The sequence below is a fragment of the Salicibibacter cibi genome (genome assembly GCF_016495865.1).
In the GTDB taxonomy this organism is placed as follows: domain Bacteria; phylum Bacillota; class Bacilli; order Bacillales; family Marinococcaceae; genus Salicibibacter; species Salicibibacter cibi.
Map to the genome: position 1 here is coordinate 2,431,788 of NZ_CP054706.1, position 24,897 is coordinate 2,456,684.

General features: G+C 50.2%; 17 protein-coding genes and 1 pseudogene. 4 read left to right on the top strand and 14 right to left on the bottom strand.

Features of this window, described 5'->3' with window-relative positions; translation table 11 throughout:
- Positions 1-2: 2 nt before the first annotated feature.
- Positions 3-2,693, bottom strand: a complete 2,691-nt coding sequence (locus HUG20_RS12175; RefSeq protein ID WP_200084948.1) for a cation-transporting P-type ATPase — start codon at positions 2,691-2,693, stop codon at positions 3-5.
- 271 nt (positions 2,694-2,964) lie between these two features.
- Positions 2,965-3,837 (bottom strand): universal stress protein, encoded by an 873-nt coding sequence (locus tag HUG20_RS12180; RefSeq protein WP_200084949.1) that lies wholly within the window; start codon positions 3,835-3,837, stop codon positions 2,965-2,967.
- Between the two features lie 247 nt (positions 3,838-4,084).
- On the opposite strand from HUG20_RS12180, the pseudogene HUG20_RS12185 reads away from it, so the two are divergent.
- Positions 4,085-6,201 (top strand): annotated as a pseudogene (locus HUG20_RS12185) (copper-translocating P-type ATPase).
- Between the two features lie 41 nt (positions 6,202-6,242).
- On the opposite strand, the gene rpoZ reads toward HUG20_RS12185, so the two are convergent.
- The 5 genes from rpoZ to HUG20_RS12210 all read right to left on the bottom strand — a co-directional run bounded on the left by rpoZ (position 6,243) and on the right by HUG20_RS12210 (position 11,156).
- Positions 6,243-6,443, bottom strand: a complete 201-nt coding sequence (rpoZ, locus tag HUG20_RS12190; protein ID WP_200084950.1) for a DNA-directed RNA polymerase subunit omega — start codon at positions 6,441-6,443, stop codon at positions 6,243-6,245.
- Between the two features lie 4 nt (positions 6,444-6,447).
- Entirely contained in the window at positions 6,448-7,062 is a 615-nt protein-coding gene (gene gmk / locus HUG20_RS12195) for a guanylate kinase (RefSeq protein WP_200090494.1), read from the bottom strand.
- A 96-nt stretch (positions 7,063-7,158) separates the two neighbouring features.
- Positions 7,159-7,419 (bottom strand): extracellular matrix/biofilm regulator RemA, encoded by a 261-nt coding sequence (gene remA, locus HUG20_RS12200; RefSeq protein ID WP_200084951.1) that lies wholly within the window; start codon positions 7,417-7,419, stop codon positions 7,159-7,161.
- A 15-nt stretch (positions 7,420-7,434) separates the two neighbouring features.
- A complete protein-coding gene (locus tag HUG20_RS12205; RefSeq protein ID WP_200084952.1) occupies positions 7,435-8,316 on the bottom strand; it encodes a YicC/YloC family endoribonuclease in 882 nt (293 codons plus the stop codon).
- Between the two features lie 137 nt (positions 8,317-8,453).
- Positions 8,454-11,156, bottom strand: coding sequence for a calcium-translocating P-type ATPase, SERCA-type (locus HUG20_RS12210; RefSeq protein ID WP_200084953.1), 2,703 nt, complete (start codon positions 11,154-11,156; stop codon positions 8,454-8,456).
- Positions 11,157-11,344: 188 nt separating this feature from the next.
- On the opposite strand from HUG20_RS12210, the gene HUG20_RS12215 reads away from it, so the two are divergent.
- Both HUG20_RS12215 and HUG20_RS12220 read left to right on the top strand, forming a co-directional pair.
- Positions 11,345-13,048: an Rqc2 family fibronectin-binding protein gene (locus tag HUG20_RS12215; RefSeq protein WP_200084954.1), complete on the top strand. Its 1,704-nt coding sequence runs from the start codon at positions 11,345-11,347 to the stop codon at positions 13,046-13,048.
- 340 nt (positions 13,049-13,388) lie between these two features.
- Positions 13,389-14,531: a dicarboxylate/amino acid:cation symporter gene (locus HUG20_RS12220; protein WP_200084955.1), complete on the top strand. Its 1,143-nt coding sequence runs from the start codon at positions 13,389-13,391 to the stop codon at positions 14,529-14,531.
- A 316-nt stretch (positions 14,532-14,847) separates the two neighbouring features.
- Here the strand turns inward: HUG20_RS12220 and pyrE are convergent, their stop codons facing one another.
- From pyrE to HUG20_RS12240, 4 genes are read right to left on the bottom strand one after another with little or no spacing between them, the layout of a single operon-like run.
- Positions 14,848-15,474, bottom strand: coding sequence for an orotate phosphoribosyltransferase (gene pyrE / locus HUG20_RS12225; RefSeq protein WP_200084956.1), 627 nt, complete (start codon positions 15,472-15,474; stop codon positions 14,848-14,850).
- Positions 15,459-16,184, bottom strand: a complete 726-nt coding sequence (pyrF, locus tag HUG20_RS12230; RefSeq protein WP_200084957.1) for an orotidine-5'-phosphate decarboxylase — start codon at positions 16,182-16,184, stop codon at positions 15,459-15,461. Before pyrF ends, pyrE begins: the two co-directional genes overlap by 16 nt.
- The gene (locus tag HUG20_RS12235; RefSeq protein ID WP_200090495.1) at positions 16,181-17,104 is read right to left on the bottom strand and encodes a dihydroorotate dehydrogenase; all 924 of its coding nucleotides are present in this window, start codon (positions 17,102-17,104) and stop codon (positions 16,181-16,183) included. Before HUG20_RS12235 ends, pyrF begins: the two co-directional genes overlap by 4 nt.
- Positions 17,104-17,883, bottom strand: a complete 780-nt coding sequence (locus HUG20_RS12240; protein ID WP_200084958.1) for a dihydroorotate dehydrogenase electron transfer subunit — start codon at positions 17,881-17,883, stop codon at positions 17,104-17,106. Before HUG20_RS12240 ends, HUG20_RS12235 begins: the two co-directional genes overlap by 1 nt.
- Before the next feature lie 153 nt (positions 17,884-18,036).
- On the opposite strand from HUG20_RS12240, the gene HUG20_RS12245 reads away from it, so the two are divergent.
- A complete protein-coding gene (locus tag HUG20_RS12245) occupies positions 18,037-19,155 on the top strand; it encodes an RNA-guided endonuclease InsQ/TnpB family protein (RefSeq protein WP_200084959.1) in 1,119 nt (372 codons plus the stop codon).
- Between the two features lie 101 nt (positions 19,156-19,256).
- On the opposite strand, the gene carB is transcribed toward HUG20_RS12245, so the two are convergent.
- Genes carB through HUG20_RS12260 form a run of 3 tightly spaced genes read right to left on the bottom strand, consistent with a single transcriptional unit; the run spans position 19,257 to position 24,762 of the window.
- A complete protein-coding gene (carB, locus tag HUG20_RS12250) occupies positions 19,257-22,466 on the bottom strand; it encodes a carbamoyl-phosphate synthase large subunit (protein WP_200084960.1) in 3,210 nt (1,069 codons plus the stop codon).
- Between the two features lie 32 nt (positions 22,467-22,498).
- Entirely contained in the window at positions 22,499-23,425 is a 927-nt protein-coding gene (locus tag HUG20_RS12255; protein ID WP_200084961.1) for an aspartate carbamoyltransferase catalytic subunit, read from the bottom strand.
- Complete coding sequence (locus HUG20_RS12260; protein ID WP_200084962.1) at positions 23,422-24,762, bottom strand: uracil-xanthine permease family protein; 1,341 nt, start codon at positions 24,760-24,762, stop codon at positions 23,422-23,424. The genes HUG20_RS12255 and HUG20_RS12260 overlap by 4 nt, the downstream gene beginning before the upstream one ends.
- Positions 24,763-24,897 lie beyond the last annotated feature (135 nt).

Consider the following 24,897-nt stretch of genomic DNA (forward strand, 5'->3'; position numbering starts at 1 on the left):
GGCTAACGCGCGTCTTTCCTTTTAACGATCTGCTTTGTAATTGACTTCTCAATTTCTACAACAATAAACACGACAATGCCCATGATAACCGGGAATGTCCAATATGCAAGTTCAATCGGACGGGTGCCGAAGACCATGTTCATAAACGGCACGTACGTGATCGCGAGCTGAAGTCCGATCAACAAGGCTGAAACGACAAAGACGGCTTTGTTTTTGAAAAAGTCTTTATTGAAAGCAAAATTAAGTTCGGAGCGACAATTAAACAAGTGAAACATTTGCGCCAGCACAATGGTTTGCAGCGTAACCGTATTAACGATGCTTTGATCATACCCTTGTTCGACCATGGTGAGATTCATCGCCAACGTTCCGCCTCCGATCAAAATGGCGACGAACAAAATGCGAAAAATGTAGTATCCACTCAAAAGCGGGGTTTTCGGATTGCGCGGTTGTTTGTCCATCGCGCCTTTATCCAGACCTTCAAAGGCCAGCGCCAGGGAGACGGTGACGGATGACACCATGTTCACCCAGAGAATTTGCACCGGCGTCAACGGCATTGCCACGCCAATGAGAATACTCGCCATGATTAAGAAGGCTTCGGCGGCGTTGGTCGGGAGAATAAACAGAATCGTTTTTTTTAAGTTGTCATAGACTCTGCGCCCTTCCTCCACGGCATTGACAATCGTTTTGAAATGATCATCCACAAGCACCATTTCGGAAGCGTCTTTGGCGACTTCGGTTCCTTTGATGCCCATCGCCACCCCGACATCCGCCCTTTTGAGCGCGGGGGCGTCGTTGACGCCATCGCCGGTCATGGCCGCAATTTTTCCTTTTGCCTGCAAAGCTTCCAGCAAGCGTAATTTGTTTTCCGGGCTCGTGCGGGCAAAAATTTGGTGCTTTTCGACCGCTTCTTCCAGTTCTGCTTGCGCCATGGCATCGAGATCCTTGCCTTCGAGGGCGGCTGCACCGGTCTCAATGCCCATCTGCTTACCAATTGCCATCGCGGTCTCGGCATGGTCGCCGGTAATCATCTTCACCTGGATGCCGGCTTTCTTGCATTCGGTAATCGCCGTGACCGCCGCTTCTCTCGGCGGATCAATAATTCCCGCGAGCCCAAGCATGGTCACCCCTTTTGAGAGATCGTCACGCGTAATTTTTTCCGTGCCTTCAGGCATGGGTTTGATAGCAACACCGAGAACGCGTTCGCCGCGTTTGGCGTGGACGCCCATCTTTTCTGTCCACGCTTTACGGTTAAACGGTTGCTTTGTGCCATCTTTCAAAGTTTCCTGATCGGCCATATCAAAAATGCGATCGGGCGCCCCTTTGATCAACATCATTTTTCGGCCTTCCAACGTAACCAATGTCGCCATATATTTATAATCGGAATCAAAAGGGATTTTCGATTCGACAGCTAAATCATCAACTGCCGTGCTCGCTTTTTCCGCCAGCGTTACGAGACAGCCTTCGGTTGGCTCGCCCATGACGGTCCAGTGTTCTTCCTCATCCTGGTGCAACTCGGCATCGTTATTGTTTTTTACGCTTAAAAGAAAGTGATAAAGGGCTGTATCTTCATTTGTGTCCACTTCTTCCTTTTTATGAAAAATAGTGCCCATCGGCACATAACCGGTGCCGGATACGTTGTATTCCCTGTCGGCCGTCACGACTGACGTTACGGTCATTTCATTTTTGGTGAGCGTGCCGGTTTTGTCCGAACAAATGACAGAAACGGAACCGAGGGTTTCCACGGAAGGAAGGTTTCGGACGATCGCGTTTCGCCCGGCCATATTTTGAACCCCGATTGCGAGGATAATCGATAAAATCGCCGGAAGCCCTTCGGGGATAGCAGCTACGGCAAGGCCAATGACCGAAAGCAATAATTCACCGATCTCATAATCCCGGAAAAAGAAACCGAAGATAAACATCACGAGCGCGAGACCGACGATGGCGAAGGAAATCATCTTGCCGAATTGAGCTGTTTGCTTCAGCAGCGGTGTTTTTATGTCTTCAATATCGGAAATGGAACGGTTGATTTTGCCGATTTCCGTATCCGTGCCGGTAGCCGCGACAATCCCGGCTCCTGTCCCCGAGACAACGGTTGTTCCGGAGAAGGTCATGTTAAGACGATCGGCTAAAACCGTGTCTTCTTCCAGTTGTTCCGTATGTTTAAGGACAGAAGTGGATTCTCCCGTTAACGCAGCTTCTTCAACATTTAATTCTTCGGCCCGGACCAACCGTAAATCCGCCGGCACTTTATCGCCCGGGGATAACATGACCAGATCCCCGACGACCAGTTCTGTAGAGGGAACGGTTTGTCGCTTCCCGTTTCTGCGAACGTTGGCTTCAAGGGAGAGCATATTTCGAATGCCTTCGAGCGCTTTTTCGGCTTTATTTTCCTGAAAATAACCAATGCTCGCGTTAACGATCGCGACAACGAGAATGACCGCTGTATCAATATAATGGCCGAGAACCAGCGTGACTGCCGCCGCCGCAAGCAAGACATAGATAAGGATGTCATGAAAATGCCTCATAAAAGCTTTCCAGCGCGGTTCTTTTTCTTCTCCCGGAAGTTCATTTTGTCCGTATTGGTCGAGGCGTTTACGCGCTTCCGCATGGCTAAGCCCCAACGTTGAATCCGTACCATACGCATCGACGAATTCATTTACATTCTGGTTAAACGGCGGTTTCTTTTTGTCCATCCTTGATGCTCCTTTGTTCACATCTTCTTTTCACGTTGTCCATCAAGACCGATCGTCCGGCATGTCCCCTTTCATGATAAAAATCTCGATCACAAGCATGAGCGGATTCGTCGATACGGTGCCTGCCAACAATACCCATTAGAATTCTCTTCAAAGCGAGATGGACCTACCATCACCTCCTTCTGCGGTTTTCTTGAAGAGCATTAAATTTTATTATTATGAATTTTCCATCATATCCTTCTAAACATTCTGCCAAACCTTACCGGCGCGACTATTTAACCGTGAGTACATCACACGGGGCTCGATGTACAGATGCTTCAGCGACACTGCCGGTAAAGATTTTTTCCACTGCATTGCGACCGGTTGCTGCGGTGATCAGGAGGTCGATTTCATGTTTGACCGTGAGTGCTTGCGGAACATCTACGCGCGGATTCCCGATACGCGTGACGTTTTGTACATTTTTTATCCCTTTCTCTTCCGCTTGTTGCTTATAATTTTGAAGCATCTGCTCCGCGTTTTTTTGCGCTTCCGTTTCGTAATTTTGCGGATGAAATGCCATATCCGTCATAAGATTTCCTTCTTCAATCACATGCGCATTCGTTAGCGTGGAGGCGTTGCTGTTCGCGAACTGAATCGCTTTGGTCAACGCGTGCTCGGCTTGCGCAGATCCATCAACAGCCAGAAGAATGTTCTGATAAAGGTTCGCGTCTGTCTCCGTTTTTACAGTGAGAACATCGCAAGGTGCCCGGCGCATACTCGCTTCCGCCACACTTCCGATTAACATCCTTTCACCGCCGTTTTTTCCGCTTCCCCCAACGATCAATAAATCGACATCATAGTCAGACACCAGCGCTTTTGGAATTTTAGCTCGCGGGTTCCCGGACCTTATGACGGTCTGAACATCATTCAACCCCAGGGATTCAGCTTTCTTACGAGAGGTTTCAAGCAATTCTTCCGCCTCTGTCTGTATCTCGTCTTTCAATGTTTGATAATAAAAACCGGACGTTCCCGGTAAACCGCGCGTATCCACCACGTGGCCGATCAATAAGGCAGCGTCATAACGATTCGCCAAATAAATTGCTTTTGTTAGTGCATAGTCGGATGGAATCGAGCCATCTACGACGACAAGCATTTGTTTATACATCGTGAATTCCCTCCCTTTTTTTAACGGGGAAATAACTTCCCGTCTACTTTCCTATACCCTTTCTATTATATTGTGAATCATTTCACATGATTCTTCACACAATATTCATATTACGGAGAACCGCGGAGCCACTGTTGCATCTCTTGAGCCGGGCCGCCATCAGTGAAGGTTTTTCATCTTTCTGGATGAAATAACATGTTTCGCATATACCCATCATGGGTATTATGTAGTTGAAGGAGGAGATATAATGTCCGATAAAAATCAACATGAGCAAGAACATCACCATCAAAAAGACGATGCTCATCATCATGATCACCACGAGCATCATGAGGAAAACCATCATCATGAACACCATGGGCATGGTGACCATCATCACGGCGGCCATGGCGGACACTCCGGACATGGCCACCACGGGCATAGCGGACATGGAGAAATGATGGCTGATTTTAAGAAACGGTTTTTCGTCACGCTTATTTTGGCTATCCCTATTATCCTATTGTCCGATATGATCCAGATGTTCTTTAACTATTCCTTGACGTTTCCCGGAGATACAGCCGTTGAGCTTATCCTTTCCACCGTTGTCTTCTTTTACGGGGGTGGCCTTTTTTAACGGGGCTTGTGAGTGAGATCAAGGATAAATCCCCGGGAATGATGACTCTCATCGGGTTTGCCATTGCCGTTGCGTATGTCTACAGTGCCGCTACAGTCTTCGGCCTTGAAGGGATGGATTTCTTCTGGGAACTGGCAACACTGATCGCAATCATGCTTCTTGGTCATTGGATTGAGATGAAATCTGTGATGAAAGCTTCCGATTCGCTTGAATCTCTGGTAGAACTTATGCCCCAAGAAGCGAATAAACTGGATGATGATGATCAGGTTACAGCTGTCTCCGTATCTGAACTCAAAAAGGGAGACCGTCTGCTTATTAAGCCGGGCGAAAAAATACCGGCGGATGGATATATTTTAAATGGGAAATCTTCTATCAATGAATCGATGCTTACCGGAGAGTCTGAACCAGTTGAAAAAAGCGCAGGGGAAGAAGTCATTGGCGGAGCGATCAACACCTCCGGTTCTTTGACGATCGAAGTCTCTAAGACGAGCGATGAAGGATACTTATCACAAGTCGTGCAACTGGTCAAGGAGGCACAGGAAAGCAAATCAAAAACACAGATGCTTTCCGATCGCGCCGCCAGTCTGCTGTTCTACGTCGCTGTTGTCGCCGGAATAGTGACCTTCAGCACTTGGATGGGCCTTGGGGTGGATACAGAGTTTGCGGTCACCCGCATGGTCACCGTGCTTGTCATCTCTTGTCCGCATGCTCTCGGTCTCGCGATCCCTTTAGTGGCTGCTCGTTCCACGGGAATTTCCGCACAAAAAGGATTATTTATCCGAAACCGCATCGGGTTTGAAAGTGCCAGACAGGTAGACACGATGATGTTTGACAAGACCGGAACGCTAACGCATGGGGAATTTGGGGTTACAGACATTCTCCCGGAGAAAGACGTATCCGAAGATGAGTTATTAAGATTGTCCGCCTCGCTTGAGTCACAATCGGAGCACCCAATCGCTGCCGGAATGATGGCGAAAGTTAAAGAAAAACACATCGACATACCTCAACCGGAAAACTTTGATTCCCTGACAGGGGCAGGAATTACCGGAAACGTTGATGGGAAGGTTATCTCGGTCGTCAGCCCAGGGCATTTGCAAAGAGAAGGGATCCGTTATGACGAGGAACGTTTATCCAAACTCTCGGAAACCGGGAAGACTGTTGTTTTTGTCCTTCAGGAGCAAACCTTACTCGGTGCCATTGCTTTAGCTGACGTTGTTAAAGAATCCGCAAAAGAAGCCGTTAATCGCTTGCACGAAATGGGTATCGAAACTGTGATGCTTACCGGAGATAACGAGAAAGTAGCCCAGGAAGTGGCCAAACAAATTGGCATGGACCAAGTCATTGCCGAAGTTCTTCCTCATGAAAAAGCAGAAAAAGTAAAAGAACTAAAGAAAGACGGAAAACGTGTCGGCATGACCGGGGATGGCATTAATGATGCACCCGCGCTTGCCAATGCCGATCTCGGCGTTGCTGTTGGAGCAGGGACGGACGTCGCCATGGAGACGGCAGATGTTGTGCTCGTCAATAGCGATCCACTCGATGTTGTATCCATCGTTGATTTATCTAAAATCACATACCGCAAGATGATTCAAAACCTTTGGTGGGCCGCAGGCTACAACATTGTGGCGATTCCGCTCGCGGCGGGTGTGCTGGCTACATGGGGATTTCTCCTTGACCCGGCTTTAGGGGCTGTACTCATGTCATTAAGTACGGTTATTGTAGCGATCAATGCACAGACACTCAAAATGAAATAACGTTAAAACCCCCGTGTTGTTCAACAACACGGGGGTTTTCGCTAATCTTTTTGTATCGTCAAATTTCCTTCATGCATCTCTTCAAGGGCGATGCCGACGAGTTTGTTAGAGGTGGGATTCTCGAGCGTTGACTGGCGTTCTTCATCTTCCTGAAGCTCACGCGCCCGTTGTGCGGCGATCGTGACGATGGAATACTTCGAATCGATCTTTGTGAGCAATGCGTCGATCGATGGATAAATCATAGGTTTACTTCACCTCCACGGATTGTCGATAGTAGTCAATGACGCGATCCTTGCGGCAATGTTCTGCTTCAACGATGGAACGGATTCGTTGTACCGCTTTGTCGACGTCATCATTTTCCACGACGTAATCATAGTTTGCCATCATTTCAATTTCTGCTTGGGCAACCGTCATGCGCTCCTCAATAAGTTCGCTGTTTTCGGTGCCTCGTTCTTCGATGCGTTTGCGCAGTTCGGACAGATCCGGCGGTGCCAAAAAAATAAAGACCCCCTCCGGATAACGTTCCCTCACTTTCGCTGCACCTTGGACTTCAATTTCCAATATAATGTCGGTGCCCTTCTGCACGGTATCCGTGACATTTTGCAGGGGCGTACCATAATAATTGTTCACGTACTTTGCCCATTCCAGCAGCTCGCCATTGGCGATCATTTCCTTAAACGCCGCTTCGTTTTTAAAAAAATAATTCACGCCGTCTTTTTCGCCTTCCCGCGGTGCGCGTGTCGTGGCGGACACCGAGTAGTTAATCGAATCATCGACGGCGCGCAATGCATTGCAAACCGTACCTTTTCCCACCCCGGCAGGTCCGGAAAGAACGATGAGCAGCCCGTAATCTTTCTTCAACATTGTTCATCCTTCCATTGGCGTACGTTTTATCGGTCCCTTTAATCGTATCACCAACATGTCCGATTGGGAAGTGGGATATACCTGCAAGGCTCGCTAATCGTCATCGTTCTCCTCTTTTGTCGTTAAGCGTTGGGCAACGGTTTCAGGTTGGACTGCCGAGAGGATGACATGATCGCTGTCCACAATCACGACCGCTCGCGTACGTCTGCCGTACGTCGCGTCAATGAGCATGTTGCGGTCTCGGCCTTCTTGAATGATGCGTTTGATCGGCGCAGACTCGGGGCTAACGATAGCGATGATACGGTTCGCGGAAACGATATTTCCAAAACCGATGTTAATCAATTTAATACTCAATGGTAACCCTCTTTTCTATTCGATATTCTGCACCTGTTCCTTCACCTTTTCAAGGATGCTCTTCATCTCGACGACTACTTTTGATAGGCTCTGGTCATTGCCTTTGGATCCGATCGTATTAGCTTCTCGATTCATTTCTTGTGTAATAAAATCAAGTTTGCGTCCGATGGCCCCCGGCTCACCTAACGTTTCCTTGCACTGCTTGACGTGCGCGTGCATTCTGGCCAACTCTTCGCTCACATCGCTTTTGTCGGCAAAAACCGCCACTTCCGTAAGCAAGCGCTCTTCGTCGACCGTATCGACCATCGCTTTCATTTTTTGTTCTAACTTTTGCCGGTAGCGAGATTGCACCTCGGGTACACGCGTTTCCAATACTTCCAGGCATTGGGAAATATGCTGCAAATAGCTTTCCAAATCCCGGGAAAGCAACCGCCCCTCTTTGTTTCTCATGCTCATTAAGCTATTGCATGCATTATGCATCGCATTCCAAAGCGCTTGATGGATGGCAGGAGCTTCCCTTGTTTCCTCCTGAACGGAAACGATCTGTTCATTAAACAAAAAATCATTCAATGACAGCTTTCCATCAAAGGCACCGAACGCTTGCATCTGTTTCGCCTCTTGCAAATATTGGCGCAACAGATGCCAATCGATATGTAGATGTTTTTCTACGCCAAGGGAGGAGGGATTCCCGGTCAACGTTACGGTTATATCCACCTTGCCTCTCTGCACCTTTTCGTTCACGATTTTGCGTGCTTCTTCTTCCTGGTTGCGGAGGACTGCCGGCAAGTGAAATTGGACATCAAGAAAACGGTGGTTCACGCTTTTCATTTCAACGCTGATTCGTCCATCTGCAATTTTTTCTTCCGCAAATCCGTAACCGGTCATACTTGTGACCATCGTATATCACATCCACTATTTTCATTTTAAACAATTTCAACGTTGAGGACAAGGTGTTGGGCCACAAATCATCAATTCCGATGGAAAAACAATGGTTTTTGATTAGAAGAAAGAGCCCGGCATAGGCTCTTTCTTCATTATCTTTCTTTTTTTCGCATGCCTCCCCCTGCGAGTGCGACGGTTGGAATCGCGGAAAGACCCAGAATAAGGAGCCAATCGTTCAAGCCGAGTGCGGTTGTGTAAAAAATCGGTTGCAACACCGGAACATAGATGACGAGCAACATTAATACGACGGAAGATAGGACCGCCCACAACAAGGCTTTATTTTCAAATGGGGAACGGTGAAAAACGGAATACTCGCTGCGGCAATCGAACACATGAATGAGTTGGGCCATCACGAGTGTGGCAAAAGCAATGGTTTGTGCGTGTGTGAGTTCAGGGATGCCGGTACCGTAAAGGGTGATGACAAATGCGGCAAGGGAGACGAGCCCAATTAACAACCCGCGAGTCAACACTTTCGTTCCCAGTCCGCGTGCAAAAATCCCTTCCCGCGGATTGCGGGGATTCCGTTTCATCACATCGCTTTCCGCCCGGTCGACGCCGAGAGCCATTGCCGGCAGTCCGTCCGTAACGAGATTGATCCAAAGGATTTGGATAGCAACGAGCGGCAAAGGCAAGCCTAGCAACAACGCGAACAACATGACGAGAATTTCGCCGACGTTGGAAGCGAGCATGTAACGGATGAATTTGCGAATGTTATCATAGATGTTACGGCCTTCTTCAATGGCTGCTTTGATCGTAGAAAATTTGTCATCGGCTAACACAAGCGCCGCCGCTTCTTTGGCTACGTCGGTACCGCTCCTCCCCATCGCTACGCCGATATCGGCCGCTTTCAAGGCGGGGGCGTCGTTCACACCGTCCCCGGTCATAGCCACAACGTGCCCGTTTTGTTGGACAGCCTTGACGATGCGGAGTTTGTGTTCGGGAGAAACTCTTGCAAACACATAGGTTTTCCCGACAACCCGATGAAGCGTCTGTTCATCCATGGCGTCCAGTTGCTCTCCGGTTAAGACTTCTCCGTGGACCGGGAGCATATCCAGGTCATGCGCAACCGCTCTTGCCGTTTCCATGTGGTCGCCGGTAATCATCACCGTCTTGATTCCCGCTTCCCGGCATTGTTTAATCGCCGCTTTCACATCCGACCGGGGTGGGTCCATCATCGCTTGCAAGCCGATCAGTGTCATGTCCCTTTCCACATCGGCGGCCTCGTAATTCACGTCCTTCGGCAGTGGCTTGATCGCGATTGCGATCGTTCTCAAGGCTTGTTTTGCCATGCGTGAAACCATTTTGTCCCATTGTGCTCGCAGCGCGGGGGTTAACGGACGATCTTCTCCTTCTATTCGCGCGGTGGCGCACTTGGAAATTAACACGTCGGGCGCCCCTTTTGTGATAACGAAACGTCGCCCGTTTTGATCTTTTACAATCACGGTCATGCGTTTTCTCGTTGAATCAAACGGCATTTCATCAAGCCGATGAAACTTCCGCGCTGCCTTTTCCGGAAACACCCCCGCCCGGGCGGCAGCCAAAACGAGTGCCGATTCGGTCGGTTCTCCAGTAATTTCAACGTCTTCGTGCTTTTGGATTTTCGGTCCGCGTGTCGGTTCTGTTTTTATCATCTCCGCATTATTGCAAACGAGCCCATACATAAGTAATTCACTGGCTTCTTGGCTTTTTGCCGGGTTTGCGGCGCTTCGGTCCTTGCTAAAAGAAGCATCGAGCCCTTCTCCTTCGACGTCCCATTCTTCCGTCCATGTCCATAGTTTGGTGACGGTCATGTCATTTTTTGTTAGCGTGCCTGTTTTATCGGAACAAATCACCGATGCGCAGCCGAGCGTTTCCACGGCGGGCAGGCGGCGAACAATTGCTTTATGGCGAATCATCCGCTGGACGCCGAGGGCAAGGGCGACGGTGACGATCGCCGGCAACCCTTCGGGAATCGCCGCTACTGCAAGGGAGACGCCAGCAATAAACATTTGATAAACCGGTTGCCCTTGAAGAATCCCTAAAAAGACAATGAGAGCCGTGAGCAAAATCGCACCGACGATCAATATTTTTCCGAGTTGTGCCAAACGGTGTTGCAACGGCGTCATCTGCGTTTCCGTTGACTGTAACAAATGCGCGATTTTCCCCATTTCCGTTTTCATGCCCGTATCGACGACAATACCTTTTCCCCGCCCGCGGCTAACCATTGTGCCGGCAAATGCCATATTATGCCTGTCGGCAAGGGCTACCGATTCGGCAGCGATCGGGTCGGCATTTTTTTCGGCGGGAAGTGATTCTCCCGTCAGCGAGGATTCCTCAATGGCTAACCGCATCGATTCCACAAGACGAATATCGGCGCTAATGCGGGCGCCATTATCCAATTGAATAACGTCCCCCGGCACCACATCTGCGGATGGGAGGCTTTGCCATCTTCCGTCACGCAAGACGTTGACTTCCGGTGCCGACAATTCTTTCAATGCATGCAACGAGTTCTCCGCTTTTCGTTCTTGCGCAAATCCAAGGATGGCGTTGACGGTAACGATTCCGATAATGACGAGCGCATCAATATACTCGCCGAGCAATCCGGAAACAAATGTCGCCACGAGCAAGATCAGGACCATGAAATCCTTGAACTGTTCGATAAAAAGAATCGGACATGGCGTCCGTTTTTCTTCCAGCAATTTATTGGCACCGTATTTTTGCAATCGGCGCACGGCTTCTTTGCTGTCTAAGCCTGTGCCAACATCGGTGTTCAAAGACTTGTACAACGCATATGGATCGGTTTGATGCCACTTCATCTGATTTACACCCCACAGCTCGGACTTCTTCTTCATCCTATTCAGCGGGTGGGGAAAACATGCTATACTGTTAAAGGTTAGAAAACTTGGCTTTTCGCTAAGCTTTTATGGCGAAAAGTCTTCGTTGCACTTATGCGGGAAAGAAAGTTGAATTTATCCTTCTTTCCTGCTTAGAAAGGATGAGCACCATGTCTTTTGATGGATTTGTCCTCCGCGCCGTTCTCCACGAATGGCAGGAAACGCTTAAAGGGGCACGAATCACCAAAGTCAAACAACCGACCGCTACTGATTTGAATATGACCGTCCGAAAAAGCGGGCGCAACCATACGATTTTATTTTCCATCCACCCAAGTTTTGCGCGCTTGCATTTTAGTCCCGCGGCAGAATCGGGCCCGGCAGAGCCCCCTATGTTTTGCCGGATGCTTCGAAAAAATCTCGAAGGCGGATTTATACGCGGCATCGAACAAGACGGGCTCGAACGGATTACGACGTTACACATTGAAGGAACGGACGAGATTGGCGACCGGGAAAATAAACGGCTTATCATGGAATTGATGGGCAAGCACAGCAACCTTTTGCTTATTGATAATGACGACAAAATTGTGGAATGCATGAAGCACGTACCGGCGTCAGTCAACCGATACCGCACCCTTTTGCCGGGGCGGGCTTATGAAGCACCGCCCGACCAACAGAAAAAGAACCCGTTAGAGGCTGACGAAGATACCGTGTTGCGCACCCTCGATTTCAATCAGGGCAAATTGGACCGGCAACTGGTGCAACAGTTTACGGGCATGTCGCCTTTGCTCGCGAAAGAAATCGTTCATCGGGCCGGCGTTGGGGAAAAACAGCGGCTTGTGGATAGCTTCATGGAAATGATGGACGCGATGAAAGACTTTCACCTGCAACCGACGATTGTATATGACGGGACGAAAGAATTTTTTCATGCCATTGATTTGACGCATAAAGAAGGAAAAAAAGAGGTATTTTCGAGCGCCAATGAGATGATATTTGCCTTTTATGAAGGAAAAGCCGATCGCGATCGCGTGAAACAACGAGCGTTTGACTTGGAACGCTTTATCCGCAACCAGCGAAACCGCAACGAAAAAAAGCTCGAGAAACTAAAAGAAACGGCCGAACAAGCGGAAAAAGACTTGGAAAACCAAAAACTCGGCGAACTGCTTACCGCCCATATGCACACAATTCGCCCAGGGGACAGCGTTGCCGAAGTAACGGATTACTACGATGAAGAGGCTCCGACGATTCACATTGAACTCGATCCGGAAAAATCACCGGCCGATAATGCGCAAGCCTATTTTCAACGCTACAACAAAGCGAAAAATGCCGGAAAAGCCGTGAAAAAACAACGGCAAGGCGCACTGCGTGAAATCGACTATTTTGACAGCCTCCTGCAACAGTTGGATAGCATAGAATCAAAGGATATTGCCGACATCCGCGAGGAATTGGAAGAGGGAGGATACCTGAAGGCCAAACCTTCCAAAAAGCAGAAAAAGAAACAGCAAAAACCGAGTCTCGACCGTTATGAATCCAGCGAAGGCATCGACATTCTCGTCGGTAAAAACAACAAGCAAAACGAATACTTGACGGGACGGCTCGCGAGACGATCGGACACGTGGCTGCACACGAAAAACATTCCGGGGTCCCATGTCGTCATCCGCGCAGAAGCATTTAACGATGAAACGCTGGAAGAAGCAGCCGGGATCGCCGCTTATTATTCCAAAGCACGTGAATCCGGATCCGTACCGGTTGACTATACACTCATTCGCCACGTCAAGAAACCGAACGGCGCCAAACCGGGCTTTGTCACCTACGATGAGCAGAAAACGGTATTTGTCACCCCGGACGTGGATACCGTGCGGAAGCTGAAGCAGTGAAGGGAGAGGGACCGAGGCGTTTGGGGTTTGGGGTTTAGGAACGGGTTCAGGTGGCGGGGGGCCGCTTTCCGGGCTTCATGACCGTTTCATGGTGCCCGAACCGGAGGGCACCCTCCTGATTCGGGCGTCATGGGCATCTCATGGTGACTCTATGAAGCCGACCACTCCCGATTCAGGCTCCATAAATGGTTCCGGGCAACCGTACAACTGTGTCTGCTCCAGGATTCGGGACTCATCTCAAAAAAGGGACTGGTCAATTCCCCTTTTTCTCTGGTAATCTATGTTAAGCATAGATATTTTTTAATTTTATGTAAATAATTAAGACAGGGAGAGGTTAAAAATGAAGCTTATCCTGAAACTATTGGCAGGGGTTGTCGCCGGTATTGTCATCGGTCTCATCGTCAATGACACAGTCATGGAATACATCATGACGTTCCAGCTGATCTTTGGCCAATTTTTGGAATATGTAGTTCCGTTCATTATTTTATTTTTTATCACAAGCGGTGTGAGTCAAATGGGAAAAGATGGCGGCAAACTGCTCGGTTGGGCCGCCGGGCTTTCTTACGGTTCCTCCGTTATTGCAGGGGTGTTAGCCTTTATCGTGGCAGCTTTGATCCTTCCCTTGTTCATGAGCGGCGATGCCTCGGCCATTGATGAAGGAAACGGGTTTTCTTCCTTGTTGGAATTTGAAATCCCGCCTGCGATGGATATCTTAACCGCTCTTTTTACAGCGTTTATTTTCGGGATTGGCATCGCGAAAACGAACGCGACAACCTTGCAGAAATTTTTCGATGAAGGAAAAAATATCATCGTCAAATTGCTTTGGGCGATTGTCATTCCCCTGTTGCCTTTTTACATCGCGAGTATTTTTGCTGAATTGTCGGCCGAGGGAACCGTTTGGGAAACGCTTGCCTCCTTTGGACTAGTGCTGCTGCTCGTGTTGGCCAGCCATTGGTTGTACTTGATCGGTGCGTTTTCCATCACCGGAGGCATCACGGGCCGTAGTCCTTTTGGATTATTAAAAACGATGCTGCCGGCTTATTTTACCGGGATCGGAACAATGTCGAGCGCGGCTACGATTCCCGTTACGACCGAGCAGGCAAAAAGAAACAACGTCGACGACAGCGTTGCGGAATCGGTCATTCCTTTAGGCGCAAACATTCATCTTGCCGGCAGCACCATGACGATAACGATCGCGTCCATGGCGGTAATGATGCTGTTTGGCGAGTTGCCTGCGCCTACATTCGGTACAATATTTCCGTTTATTCTCGCCCTCGGTGTCATCATGATCGCAGCTCCGGGTGTGCCCGGCGGCGCAATTATCGCCGCTTCCGGACTTTTGACGTCGATGCTCGGTTTTAATGAGGCGGCCGTCGGTGTCATGATTGCGCTATACATGGCGCAAGACAGTTTGGGCACGGGCTGTAACGTTACGGGCGACGGAGCGATCGCGCTCGTTATTAACCGTTTTATCGGGAAATAAAAAGAATACTGATCTTGGCGAAAAATGGGGAACTCACTTTTTAGTGATGTTCCCCTCTTTCGTAAGCAACAAGCCCTCAAGCCTTTTCAGCTAACCCATCCCCGACAGAGGGAGCCAAAAAACCGGCTAAACGATGATCGGCCACAGTAATAGGGGATGTCTGTTTGTGTTTCTTGATAATTGTCTCAAACAGAGTGATGGGAGACAAAATCGTCGCTTACCCCTGCGATTTTGTCTTTATTCATTCTTTTGCGGACAAAACGCTCCCGTCCCTTATCAGTTTTGCCTTGAACAATCTGTCTGCCTTATTCAACCGCTATCCCCACGTTTCCGGATTTTTTTGCCATTCAAGAAGAACGCCTCGATCTTTTTCCCTAATCTCCCCATTTTTAATGGACGCATCAATGAGCGCGTCAAAATCCGTTAGTGTCTCCAGACTCAAGCCCGCTTCTTCAAGCTTACGTTCGCCGATCGCGAGTCCGTAGGAAAAAATCGCGATAATGCCCAATACTTCAACGCCTTCCGCTTCAAGCGCTTTGGCCGCCTCGATCGCGCTCCCCCCCGTAGAGATCAAATCTTCGACGACGACCGCTTTTTGCCCGGCGCTCACAGACCCCTCAATGAGATTTTCTTTGCCGTGGCCTTTTGCCTTCCCGCGCACGTACACCATCGGCAGTTCCATGCGATCAGCCACGAGTGCCGCGTGAGGAATGCCCGCGGTGGCCGTGCCGGCGATGATATCCGCTTCCGAAAAATGTGCACGGATGTTATCGCTATACGCCTCGGCGATTTTCGTTCGCAATACGGGAAACGACAGTGTTAAACGATTATCACAATAAATAGGCGCTTTCAGCCCGGAAGACCAGGTGAACGGTTCGTTGGGCTGCAACGACACGGCACCGATACCGAGCAGCTCACTTGCCAGTTCTATTTGTTTACCCATGCGATTTTTCCCATCCATTCATTGTATATTTTTTCATATATTTCCACAGGACGATCGCTCTGTGTGATCCCGCGCCCGACGACGATGGCGTTGCTTCCGGCAACGCGCGCTTGCGCCGGGGTTGCCGCCCGTTTTTGGTCATGGGCGTCCGAGCCGGCCATGCGAATCCCCGGAGTCACCGTATAAACGGTCTCCCCGAAACGTTTGCGCAAACCTTCGACTTCTTGCACCGAACAGACGACGCCGTCAAGCCCGGCTTGCAACGCCAAATCCGTAAAATGAAACACCCCATCTTTGAGGTCCCCCTCCATGAGCAGTTCCTCATTCCATTGGCGTTGGGACGTACTCGTCAACGCGGTCACCGCAACGCATTTCGGCGGCTCCTGCCCCGACAGCGCGCCTTTCATCAACCCTTCTTTTGCCGCTTCCATCATTGCTTTTCCACCGGAAGCTTGAAGGGTTACAAGATCCACGCCGAAACTTGCAAGGGTGCGCATCGTGCGTTCCACCGTTTTCGGGATATCGTGGCATTTCAAATCGAGAAAAACAGGGTGTCCTCGTTCTTTTAACGTCTGAACAACCCCCGGTCCGTTCCCGTAAAATAACTCCATGCCTACTTTTACCGCCGGTCGTTTCTCTTCAAACTGATCGAGGAAATCAATAGCTTCCTTCTTCGTTTCCATATCCAAAGCGATAAATAATGGCTTCATATGTTTACTCCTTGCTCGCGGAAGGCGCCGATAGATTCCATGCCCAATTGATCCAGCCACGCCGGTAATTCCCGGATGATTGTCGGGCAAACGAAAGGATTGGAAAAGTTGGCGGTCCCAACCGCGACAGCATCAGCCCCGGCAAACAAAAATTCAACTACATCTTCTGCCGATTGGATGCCACCCATGCCGATGATCGGGAGCCCGGTCACTTGGCGTATGTCGTGTATCATGCGGAGCGCGACCGGTTTCACCGCCGGACCGGACAGCCCGCCCTTTTCATTGGCGAGCACGGGCTTTCCTGTTTTGGCATCGATGCGCATACCAACGAGTGTGTTTATCAGGGACAATCCATCCGCGCCTGCCGCTTCCACGGCAAGCGCAATGGCCGTGACATCGGTAACGTTCGGGGATAATTTCACGTAAACCGGCTTCGTGCTCACAGCCTTTACAGCTTCCGTCAGTGATGCCGCCTCCCCGGGGGCCGTTCCAAAGTGAATGCCGCCTTCTTTCACGTTCGGACACGAAATGTTTAGTTCAAACGCCCCCACATTCGGTGCGTCGGTCAATGTTTCGACGACATGCACATATTCCTCGGGCGTTGATCCGGAAACGTTGGCAAGGACAGGCACGTCATAGCCTTCCAGAAATGGAAGTTCTTCGTCCCGCACCGCTTGCGCCCCCGGGTTTTGCAAGCCGATGGCATTGAGCATGCCGGAAGGCGTTTCGGCGACCCGCGGCGTCGGATTTCCGAAACGCGCGTCGCCGGTCGTTCCTTTGATTCCGACCGCTCCAAGTTCACTTAAGTCAAACAACTCCGCGTACTCCCGTCCGAAGGCAAAACAACCGGACGCGGGCATGATCGGATTTTTCATCGTTAAACCGGGCAATGTCACCTTTAATCGAGGGTCTACCTCCATCATATCACCACCTCCTTAAAACGAAAGACAGGACCGTCGCGGCAAATTTTGCGATAAGACGCACGATCGCCTGTTTCGCAGACGCAGGCAAAACAAACGCCGATGCCGCAGCCCATGCGTTCTTCGAGTGATACATAGCCGTTCGTTTTCGAGTGTGCCCCATGCGTTTCGACTGCGCGCAACATCCCCCTCGGGCCACAGGCAAACAGCCAATCGGGCGGAGACGGCCGTTCATTCAACGCATCAATTACCGTCCCGGCATGTCCGTTGCTGCCGTCATTGGTCATGACACGCACCTCGCAGCCCGAAAGTTCGCGAAACGCCCGTTCATAAAAAATGGCCGCCGCTGTTTGGAATCCGAGAATGACCGATACGGATACGCCGCGCTTTGCCAGCTCCCGAGCCGCAAAGTAAAGCGGAGGGACACCAACGCCGCCGCCAATGATTAACACATCGTCGCCCGGACTTGGCTGCTCGGCTGGGAATCCCTGCTTGCCGAGGGGCCCAAACACGTCAACACCGTCACCCGCGCGGCACCGGCTCAGGCGCTTCGTCCCTTCGCCCTCCTCTTTATACACAATCGTGCATGTACCCGCGTCCCGATCAACAGCGGCAATACTGATCGGGCGACGTAACACGAGATCATCTCCCGGTACGGCAACGTGCAAAAAGGTGCCCGGTTGTGCGAGATGCGCCACGAGAGGGCCGGATAACGTCATTTCATGTGTTTTTGCCGCTATCGATTTATTTTGCTCTACAATCATTCGCTCGTTCTTCATCGACTTTCGGCAAGGATGCCCCCACCTCTTAGCGTTAGCGTAGGTGGGGGAGGAATTGCCGTTGGCGTTAGCCAACTCCTTGCCTTCCTCCTTTCTAATTTAAATTTCACTAAATAATTGATATAATATGATTAATGAAAGATGGTGAACCATATGAAGTTGACTTTGACGGCTAAGATCAAAATTATCCCTACATCAGAACAAGAAAATACCCTTCGTCAAACAGCTCATGCTTATCGTGATGCCTGTAATAATGTTTCAGAAGTTGTATTCAACGAAAATACGTTGGTACAGGCTAAACTGCATAAATTAACGTACAAGGAACTACGTTCCACTTTTGGCTTGAAGTCACAAATGGCACAATCTGTGTTAAAAACGGTGATTGCAAAATACAAAACAACTAAGAGCAATGGGTATGAACGATCAAAAGTCCAATTTAAGAAACCGCAATTTGACTTGGTGTTTAACCGTGATTATTCTTTAACAAAAGGGTTGTTCTCCGTTAATACCCTTGCAGGGCGTATTAAAATCCCTTTCCACACCAAAGGTCTTGAATCTTATTTCGATGGCACATGGACATTCGGAACAGCTAAATTGGTTAATAAATACGGAAATTGGTTCCTCCACATTCCTGTGTCAAAAGAGGTTGAAGAAACGAATCTCCACACCACCAATCAAGTTGTCGGGATTGATATGGGTGTCAATTTTACAGCCACAACGTTTGATTCAAAAGGGAAATCATGTTTCTTTAACGGTAAACAGATTAAACATAAACGTGCGAAGTATAAGCAAATGCGTAAAGAACTTCAAGAGAAGCAAACCCCTTCTGCCCGTAAACGATTAAAAGAAATCGGTCAACGAGAAAACCGTTGGATGCAAGACGTGAATCATTGTATCAGCAAGGCACTCGTTGATACTTACGGAAAAGATACGTTGTTTGTGATGGAAAATTTAACAGGTGTCCGTAACGCCACGGAAAAAGTGCGGGTGAAAGACCGTTATCAAACGGTATCATGGTCATTCTATGATCTTCGGCAAAAAATCGAATACAAAGCCCTGAAAAACGAGTCGTTAGGTATTGCTGTTGATCCGAAATACACGTCTCAAACGTGTCCGAAATGCGGTCACACGGAAAAGGCGAACCGAAACAAAAAGACACATACATTTTGTTGTCAAACGTGCCGTTACACATCAAACGATGATCGTATTGGTGCGATGAATCTTCAACGAAAAGGAATTGAGTACATCGTTGAAGAAACTGCCCGAACATGATTCGGGTGGTTGGGTAGCTGTCAACCTGCCTGATGTGACACCACACTAAGATAGGAGGTCGCAAGACCGTTCGCACTATTGGGTCGTCACAAGCCCCCACTTCAAAATCTGTTAGGATTTAAGTGGTGGGTCGTTGACGCCTTCACCCCTTGAAGCGCCGGTACCGGTTCGGCGGCAAAAGACATCATTTCCAGCACGTGCAACAGTGCGAAAGCCGTGTCCATGGACGTTAAACAGACGATTTCATGTTCCACCGCTTCCCGGCGGATACGGAAACCGTCACGGGCGGGTTGCTTGCCTTTCGTTAAGGTGTTAATGACGAGTTGGGCGCCGCCGGATTGGATACGCTCGACGATGTTCGGAGAGCCTTCGCCGATTTTATGGACGCGTTCCGCATCGATGCCTCGTTCGTTTAAAAAGGCAGCCGTTCCTGCCGTTGCCATCACCTGAAACCCGAGGCGTTCAAAGCGGGCAGCGAGTTTTATCGCTTCTTCCTTGTCTTTATCGGCGATTGTGAACAGTACTCGCCCTTCACGGGGAATGTTCATGCCGGAAGCGACCAATCCTTTATACAGCGCCTTTTCCAGCGTCAGATCCCGGCCTAGCACTTCGCCGGTTGATTTCATCTCCGGTCCGAGATGGATATCGACACGGCGAAGCTTCGTGAACGAAAAGACAGGCGCTTTTACAGCTACACGATCCGGTTCAGGCTGGATACGTTCATGATAGCCCAGCGCAGGCAATGTTTGCCCCAAAATCACGTGAGTCGCAATCTGCGCCATCGGCACACCGGTCATTTTGCTTAAAAACGGCACTGTTCGGCTCGCGCGCGGGTTCACTTCAATGACGTACACGTCATTTTCATAAAACACAAATTGAATATTTAAAAGCCCGATAATGTTTAACCCTGTGGCAAGCTTCTCGGTTTGGTCGATGACTTTTGCCTTCACCTGATCGGTGAGGGTTTGCGGAGGATACACGGCGATCGAGTCGCCGGAATGAACGCCCGCCCGTTCAATATGTTCCATCATGCCCGGGATAAAGACGTTTTTTCCGTCGGAGATGGCGTCGACTTCAATCTCTTTTCCGAAAAAGTAGCGGTCAATCAATACCGGATGCTCGGCGTGTACGTGAACGGCTTCCGCCATGTAGCGTTTAAGTTCTTGTTCATTCTCGACAATTTCCATCGCCCGCCCGCCGAGCACATAAGATGGGCGGACGAGGACCGGATATCCGAGAGTGACAGCGGCGTCAATCGCCCCCTCCACCGACGTGGCCGTTTTTCCCGGCGGCATCGGGACGTCCAATTTCCTTAGCGCCTGTTCAAACTTGTCTCGGTCTTCGGCGCGGTCCATATCTTCAAGGGAAGTTCCGAGAATGGGCACGCCCGCATCTGCCAGTTGTTCGGCAAGATTGATCGCCGTTTGTCCGCCGAATTGCACAACGACGCCTTCCGGCTGTTCATGATCGACGACATTCATGACTTCTTCGAAGGTGAGCGGTTCAAAATACAACTTATCGGAAACGCTGAAATCGGTTGAAACCGTCTCCGGATTATTGTTCATAATAATCGATTCATAACCGGCTTCCTGGATCGCCCATACCGTATGGACGGTAGCATAGTCGAATTCAACGCCTTGTCCGATGCGAATCGGTCCGGACCCGAGGACGAGAACCGAAGGTTTACTGCTTTTTCTTGATTTATTTTCCCCTTTGTAGGTGCTGTAAAAATAAGGCATTTCCGCCGCGCGTCCATCCGAAAACGTGTCGACCTTTTTAAACGTTGAGACGATCTGGTTTTCTTTTCTGAAGCTGCGAAGACGCGCTTCGCTCGTATCCCAAAGTTTCGCGATTTGTTGATCGGAAAACCCGTTGCTTTTTGCCTCTTCCAGAATCGCTTCATCCCATGGGGCATCCGCGAGCTTTTCGTGCAAGCGCACGAGCGTTTCCATGTGCAAAAGGAAGAAACGGTCGATGGCGGTTGCGGCGTGAATGGCCTCGACGCTATAGCCGCGGCGAAAGCCTTCCGTGAGGGCGTAAAGCCGTTCATCATCGGCGGTCCGCCATTTTCCTTCCAACTCTTCATCGTTCATTTCCCGATAATCGTCGACGAGCAAGTGATTTTCTTTCGTATCGAGGGAACGAATGCCTTTTAAGAGCGATTCTCCGAATGTGCGGCCGATCGCCATGATTTCGCCGGTCGCTTTCATTTGCGTCCCGAGCTTGCGGTTGGCGGACGCGAATTTATCAAACGGCCAGCGCGGAATTTTTGTAACGATGTAATCAAGACTCGGTTCAACATTGGCTTGCAATTCTTCCAAATGATAGCCGATAGCGATCTTTGCCGCTACTTTCGCGATCGGGTAGCCGGTTGCTTTGGACGCAAGGGCCGAGGAACGGCTCACGCGAGGATTCACTTCGATGACGTAGTAATCGTCGCTATCGGGCGCTTGGGCAAACTGCACGTTACACCCGCCTTCGATGCCGAGGGCGCGCACGATCGTGAGCGAGGCTTCTCGAAGCCGTTGTTGATCACCGTCCCTTAACGTCTGACTCGGCGCGACAACGATCGAGTCGCCCGTGTGGACACCGACGGGATCGATATTTTCCATGTCACAGACGATCATCGCGTCGTCACTCGCATCGCGGATCACTTCGTACTCCATCTCTTTCATGCCGGCGATGCTTTTTTCAACGAGGCATTGGTGCACGGGGCTGTTTGCCAGTCCTGTTTCCAAGATTTCGCGAAATTGTCCCCACGTATCGACGAGGCCGCCACCTGTGCCACCAAGCGTATAAGCCGGCCGGACGATCACCGGCAAACCGATTTTTTCCAGGAATGCCTCGCCCTCTTCGAGCGTATGCACGATGTCGCTGGCGGGTACGGGTTGGCCGAGTTTATACATTAATGACCGGAAGGCGTCGCGATCTTCTGCTTCGCGTATCGCTTCCAAATCCGTGCCGAGCAATTCGACGCCGAATTGTTCCAACACGCCTTCGCCATGCAATTCCATCGCCAAGTTCAACCCTGTCTGCCCGCCCATCGTGGCGATAACACCGTCGGGGCGCTCCTGGCGAATGATGCGGCTAACAAATTCAAATGTCAGCGGTTCTATATAGACGCTGTCGGCCATGTTCGTATCCGTCATAATCGTCGCCGGGTTCGAATTGATCAGGACCGTTTCATAGCCTTCTTCTTTCAATGCCTGGCAAGCCTGCGTGCCGGAGTAATCAAATTCGGCCGCCTGTCCGATAATGATCGGACCGGACCCGAGTACGAGCACTTTTTTGATATCATCGCGTTTTGGCATGTTCCTTCATCTCCTTTATTAGTTCCGCAAAATTACAGGGCGCCTTTAAACGCAAAATCGTGTGATTTTGAGCGTTCAAATACATGTTTTAGTATCGCCATCCGTACGTACACCCCGTTCTCCACTTGTTTGAAAATACGCGAGCGCGGCGATTCAACGAGGGAAGTAGCAATCTCCACCCCTCGATTGAAGGGACCCGGATGCATAATGATCGCGCCCGGTTTCATCATTTTTTCCCGTTTTTCCGTTAGACCGAATTGCTCATGATAATGTACGGCATTTTGACTTGCTGTTTGCTCTGCGTGGCGCTCGTGTTGCACCCGGAGCAACATGACCACATCGGCTTGTTTAATGGCCGTATCGACAGAAACGTGGGCGCACCCTAAGGAGGGTTCCATCCAGTCATCCGGACCGGCCATCTGAACGTTCGCCCCTAGCCGCTTTAGCGCGCTAATATTGGAGCGGGCAACCCGGCTATGCCGGATATCTCCAATCATTGCCACATTCACCCCGGCGAAAGTGTGAAATTCCTCTTTGATCGTCATTAAATCGAGCATGCATTGCGACGGATGTTCCCCCTCTCCGTCACCGGCGTTAATCACGGGAATGGACAACCCGCCCAGTTGCTCGTAAAACTGTTTCTCAACATGCCGGACAACGACGGCGGAAGCACCGATCGCTTGCAGGGTACGAACGGTATCGTACAGCGATTCCCCTTTTTGCACACTGGACGTGTCGGCATCAATATCAAGCACGTGGCATCCAAGGCGTTTTTGCGCGACTTCAAACGACATTTTCGTCCGTGTGCTCGGTTCGTAAAAAAGATTGGCAACGTAGGGACGTTCGGGAATCGTCCATGAGTTCCCTTCCTTAAAAGCAGCTGCGTCTTGCAGCAACGCGTGAATCGACCCAACGGATAACTCGTCAACGGTCGAAAAATGATGTGTTTGTTGATTCATTTCGGCCCACCTCCGCTGTCGTATTTTTCTTCTTCAAGGCTGGCGAATAATTGTCCGTTTCCATACCCGAGCGATTTATTTGGCATAATGGCATGGAGGATCATGCCGATGATCGTTGCCAGCGCCATCGCGGGGATTTCCAGGTATTCCGTGATTGGGATGAACGCACCGCCGATCCCGATGACAAGGACGGTTGCGACGATGACGAGGTTGCGGTTCTCACCGAGATTAATCTCGTTTTCAATCAGCAAGCGCATACCGGCCGAGGCGATAATGCCGAACAAGAGAATGGAGACACCGCCCATGACCGCATCCGGGATACTGGCAATCAAGGCTTCGATTTTCCCCGAAAATCCAAACAGAATCGCGAGTACAGCGGCGCCGCCGATCACGAACACGCTGAAAATTTTTGTGATGGCAAGCACACCGATGTTTTCCCCGTACGTCGTATTCGGGGGACCGCCGACGAGGGAGGCGACGATGGAAGCCACGCCGTCCCCGAGCAACGAACGGTCCAACCCCGGATTGCGCAAAAAATTCCTTCCGACAATTTTGCTTAATACCATTTGGTCGCCGATATGTTCAGCCATGGTAACAAGGGCGATCGGTGCCATAATGATAATGACCGTAAGCGACCATGTTGGCGTTACCGTTACAAACGGAATGGCGAAATCTGGGATGTGAAACCACGGAGCGGCGGTCACTGCAGAAAGATCGACGATACCGGCCATGTACGCGATGATATAGCCCCCGACAAGACCGGTTAAAACGGGAATAACCCGGAGAAAACCTTTAAAAAACACCGAAGTCACGATCGTAATCGCGAGCGTGGCAAGCGCGACGCTCAAATGGCGAAGGCTGTCCACGTATTGGCCCGTATCCTCGTCGAAATTCATCGCCATATCAATGGCGGTGGAAGCAAGCCCCAAGCCGATCACCATAATGACGGGACCGACGACGACCGGCGGCAAGAGGCGCATCAGCCAGCCGACACCGAAGACTCTGATAAGGACGGCGGTAAGGCCGTAAACAACGCCGGCGGTAAACGTCCCGAGCATCACGGCTGCCGCGCCTCCGAAGGACATGGCGGCAACTAACGGGAAGATAAACGCAAACGAAGATCCGATATAAGCCGGAATTTGCCCGCGGGTGACGAGCAGATAAGCGAGCGTTCCCAACCCGCTCGCGATCAAAGCGATCGACGGGCTAAGTCCCGTCAAAATGGGCACGAGAATCGTCGCTCCGAACATGGCAAACAAATGCTGCAAACTGAGGATGATCCATTGGTGCCAAGCAGGTCGTTCTTGTACATCGAGTACCGGTTTTGTGTTTGTCATGCTGTCGTCGCCTCCTGTTTGAAAACCTTTTTTTCATAAAAAAACCCTTTGTCCGTGACAAAGAGGAAGGCGGCATGGGCAGACGGTCGTACGGCGCACCCCACGGGTTAGCGTCATGCCGTGTTCCTCTTATCA